Origin of the sequence: Flavobacterium sp. (assembly GCF_049318185.1) — a bacterium.
Taxonomy (GTDB): Bacteria; Bacteroidota; Bacteroidia; order Flavobacteriales; family Flavobacteriaceae; genus Flavobacterium.
Genome location: NZ_JBMOGV010000151.1, coordinates 1 through 3884 on the forward strand (window position 1 = coordinate 1; position 3884 = coordinate 3884).

Here is a 3884-nt window from a genome sequence, read left to right on the forward strand (position 1 = left end):
AACAAGAACTCCAATTAATTTCTAATCTTGACGTTATGCTTTCTATGGATAGTGGGAATTCACATATTGCGGCAATGCTTGGTGTGAAAGTAGTCACGCTTTGGGGCGCAACACATCCTTTCGCCGGATTCGCACCATTCAATCAAACATTAGAAAATTGTATAACTGCTGATAGAGAAAAGCACCCATTGCTACCAACTTCTGTTTATGGTAATAAAAAAGTGGAAGGTTATGAAGATGTGATGAGAACGATTAAAGTAGAATCAATTCTTAAAAAATTGAACACTAATTACTGAACACTGTCCACTTTTTACACATCATCATAATCCACATAAATCTCAGCCGATGTTGGGTGCGCTTGACAGGTCAAAATTAATCCTTCGGCTATTTCGCCATCCGTTAAAATAGAATTCTTTTTCATTTCTGCCGAACCTTTTGTAATTCGAGCCAAACAAGAACTGCAAATGCCACCCTGACAAGAATAAGGAGCATCGACACCTTGTTTTAAAGCGGCTTCGAGAACGGTTTGTTTTTGTGACATTTCAAATGTGGTTTCCTCATCGTCAACCATTATGGTGATTTTGGTATGTCCTTCGTGTGAAGCTGCATCAGAATTCTCTTTTGTAGAAGTGGAAAATAATTCAAATTTGATGTTTTTATCAGCTACATTTTGTGCTACCAAAACAGTTGAAACTAGATGTATCATTTCTTCTGGTCCACATAAATAAAACGTATCAAATTCTTTTTCTTTGTGTTTATTATTTAAAACAAAGTTAATCGCCGACTTATCTATTCTACCAAAAAGTTCATTTTCTATTTTAGCTTGACTGAATACGTAATGCACAAAAAAGCGGCCTACATATTTTAGTTGTAATTCATGAAGTTCGCTGTAAAAAATGGTTTCTTCTGTTGTTTTATTTCCATAAACTAAAACAAAAGTGCTTTTTGGCTCACTCTCTAAAACCGATTTCAAGATAGACATTACAGGAGTAATGCCACTTCCGGCGGCAAAAGCCGCATAGTTTTTTTGTTTTTCAACATGAGGTTCAAAAGTAAATCGGCCTTCTGGCGGACTAACTTCTAGTAAGTCACCCACTTTTATATTTTCGTTAGCAAATTTTGAAAAATGACCATTTTTTACTGATTTAATAGCAATTCTCAGTTCATCACTTTTAGGCGAAGAACAAACGGAATACGCACGACGAACTTCTTCTCCATCAAGTGTTAATTTTAGGTTTATGTACTGACCAGCAATGAATTGATAGGTAGATTTTAATTCAGCAGGAAGTGTGAAAGCAATTGAAACAGCATTGGGTGTTTCGTGTTTTACTTCTTTGATGTGTAATTTATAAAACGATGACATGAACTATTTTTTGGTAAAGGTAACAAACGAATCACTTTTAAAGAAATATAAAATTTATTACATAAGAATATTATGTATATAAAAAACTTATGTATATTTGTTTTTCAAAAAATTAAAATGAAATGAAAAATTCACAATTATATAAAGGAAGTTTAACCACAATAGTGATGAAACTAATGGAGGAAAACGGCAGAATGTATGGCTATGAAATTACCCAAAAAGTAAAAGACATTACCAAAGGCGAATTGAAAATTACCGAAGGCGCTTTGTATCCTGCGTTGCATAAATTAGAAGCAGAAGGAGTTTTAGAAGTCGAGGTCGAAAACGTGGATAATCGGTTGCGAAAATATTATAAACTCACTGAAAAAGGCACTACTGAAACTGTAAATAGATTAACAGAATTAGAAGATTTTATCAGAAATATGCAAAGTTTAGTACAGCCTAAATTAGACACAATATGAAATTAAGCAAAGAAAACATATCACAGATTGATAACGCTCTTTTTAAAAAATTTGGCGTTTTTTACTATGATGTTCGACTAGAAATTGTTGACCATTTAGCTTCTGAATTGGAGCAGATGGAAGGCGATTTTGAAGAGATTTCCCCTGTTTTTTTGAATAACAAAAGTGATTTTATAAAAGAAACAAATCTTCAATTAAACAATGCAGGTTCAAGATGGAGTAAGATCGTTTTATTTAAAAATATTTTTTCTATAAAATATCTTTTGACTTTTATAGTTGTCGTTTTCTTTTCTTACAACTTAATTTCTTTAAAAGGAAAAGAATGGTTTTTAGAATATTTTGACTTTATGCCAATAATTCTTCCTGCGCCTATTTCAATTTTTCTTCTTTATGAAATATTTTCTAGTAAAAGAAAGTCTTACATTCTTCCTTTTGCTGGAATTACAAATACTATTTTAATGACCTATCTTTTCATCTTTATCCATATTATAAGAAAAGCAGATGTTTTCTATTTTGTAGGCATATTTTCATTTTTTATGACATTAGCTTTAGCTTATTATTATATGTATTTTTTCTCTGTAAGACAACATTTTAAAGAAAATAATTTATTGAAACTATAAATTTAAACGATGAAATTAGCAAAAGAAGATATTGTATTTATTGATACTTATTTAAAAAATCATAATGTTATTTATTTAGACATTCGCTATGAAATGATTGATCATATTGCTACTGGAGTTGAGGAGAAAATGCAAAATGAAGATTTAGCTTTTTATGATGCGTTCAAAGATTTTATGGCAGCAAATAAAACTGAAATTTTGAGAAATAATAAAACAAGCGGAACTATTTATTGGGATGTAGTCAAACAATTTTTATTGTTTTTAGTATCGCCTATCATTTTAGTATTTGGTGTAATTTTATTTTTATTTTTTAATTATTTCAAACTCAATCAGATTTTTTCTCCAAATTTTGAATTTAAAGAAATGGTTTTGATGCTAATTGTTTTTTTGTTTGCTTTTCAATTTTTTTATTTTAGGTATTATCTAAAGAAAAGATTTTATAGAGTTGAAAAAACTGGAAGCATACTCGTTCTCATTTATTGGCTTCAGCTTCTTTTTCTTAGATATCATGAAATAGAAACTATATCTAAAACAACATTATTTGTTTTCTCGTATTTACTTTTTGGTTATGTTGCTTTTTTAACGAAAGAAGTTTTAAAATTCAACCGTCACCGATTTAATTATACTTAATCATGAAACTTTCCCCAGAACAAATAGAAAAAATTGACATAATTCTTGAAAAATTAGGATTGGATTTTCTCGATTTCAAACTTGAAATCAAAGATCATATTGCTTGCCAAACAGAAGAATTAGGGCAAGAAAAAAATATTAATTTTGAAGAAGCTTTGCTTTTAGTTTTGAAAGAATGGGAACCCAATTTGCTATTAAAAAGTAGCATTTGGGTAAGTAATAAGCGAAGTTTTTCGTTGTTTGTTTTAAACGGAATTCGTAAACGCTATTATATTTATAACAGCATAGCAATACCAATAATTTTATTGTTTTTTCTGTTACAATTTATTTATAGAAAAGAAATTGATACAGATTTTCTGTCTGGAATCATGTTTGGATTTATTTCAATTATAGTTTTAACACTATTAGGGTTTCGTTATTTGATTTACAAAAAAAATAAAGAAACTAGCTATTCTTATGAATTCAATAGAATTTGTAAAATGGTATCTTTATTTTGGATTATGAATGTTGTTTTCTATTCTTTAATTGGAATTTCTCCTATTATAATTTGGAATGCTATGATTGTAGCTTACTCACCAATAGCTTTTTATAGTTATTACAAACACAATCAATTTTGTAAACACTTTGATAAGGTTATAATATGAAACTATCCGCCGAACAAATAGAACGATTATACCAGTTCACACGCCAGCATTTTGTAGAATACTATGATTTGCAAACAGAATTAGTAGATCATTTGGCGAATGCCATAGAAGAGCAATGGCAAAAAAATCCTAAGCTTTCTTTTGAAGAAGCGTTGCAAATAGAGTT

6 protein-coding genes are annotated in these 3884 nt (G+C 29.6%); 5 read left to right on the forward strand and 1 reads right to left on the reverse strand.

All coding sequences use genetic code 11. The features are described from left to right. On the forward strand, window positions 1–296 hold a 296-nt coding region (locus ACOYLT_RS10540; RefSeq protein ID WP_422853808.1), incomplete at its 5' end, for a glycosyltransferase family 9 protein. Between the two features lie 14 nt (window positions 297–310). Here ACOYLT_RS10540 and ACOYLT_RS10545 read toward each other — a convergent pair. After that, entirely contained in the window at window positions 311–1363 is a 1053-nt protein-coding gene (locus ACOYLT_RS10545; protein ID WP_422853809.1) for a 2Fe-2S iron-sulfur cluster-binding protein, read from the reverse strand. Between the two features lie 122 nt (window positions 1364–1485). On the opposite strand from ACOYLT_RS10545, the gene ACOYLT_RS10550 reads away from it, so the two are divergent. The 4 genes from ACOYLT_RS10550 to ACOYLT_RS10565 are packed head-to-tail and all read left to right on the forward strand — an operon-like array spanning window position 1486 to window position 3718. Then, complete coding sequence (locus ACOYLT_RS10550; RefSeq protein ID WP_422853810.1) at window positions 1486–1824, forward strand: PadR family transcriptional regulator; 339 nt, start codon at window positions 1486–1488, stop codon at window positions 1822–1824. Further along, entirely contained in the window at window positions 1821–2444 is a 624-nt protein-coding gene (locus tag ACOYLT_RS10555; RefSeq protein WP_422853811.1) for a hypothetical protein, read from the forward strand. The genes ACOYLT_RS10550 and ACOYLT_RS10555 overlap by 4 nt, the downstream gene beginning before the upstream one ends. Before the next feature lie 9 nt (window positions 2445–2453). Next, a complete protein-coding gene (locus ACOYLT_RS10560) occupies window positions 2454–3074 on the forward strand; it encodes a hypothetical protein (RefSeq protein WP_422853812.1) in 621 nt (206 codons plus the stop codon). 2 nt (window positions 3075–3076) lie between these two features. Continuing rightward, a complete protein-coding gene (locus tag ACOYLT_RS10565) occupies window positions 3077–3718 on the forward strand; it encodes a hypothetical protein (protein WP_422853813.1) in 642 nt (213 codons plus the stop codon). The last annotated feature ends 166 nt before the right edge of the window (window positions 3719–3884 follow it).

Bases quoted from the DNA above. Each gene is read 5' to 3' on its own strand.
- ACOYLT_RS10545 (WP_422853809.1), bottom strand. From the start codon at position 1,363: ATGTCATCGTTTTATAAATTACACATCAAAGAAGTAAAACACGAAACA.
- ACOYLT_RS10550 (WP_422853810.1), top strand. From the start codon at position 1,486: ATGAAAAATTCACAATTATATAAAGGAAGTTTAACCACAATAGTGATG.
- ACOYLT_RS10555 (WP_422853811.1), top strand. From the start codon at position 1,821: ATGAAATTAAGCAAAGAAAACATATCACAGATTGATAACGCTCTTTTT.
- ACOYLT_RS10560 (WP_422853812.1), top strand. From the start codon at position 2,454: ATGAAATTAGCAAAAGAAGATATTGTATTTATTGATACTTATTTAAAA.
- ACOYLT_RS10565 (WP_422853813.1), top strand. From the start codon at position 3,077: ATGAAACTTTCCCCAGAACAAATAGAAAAAATTGACATAATTCTTGAA.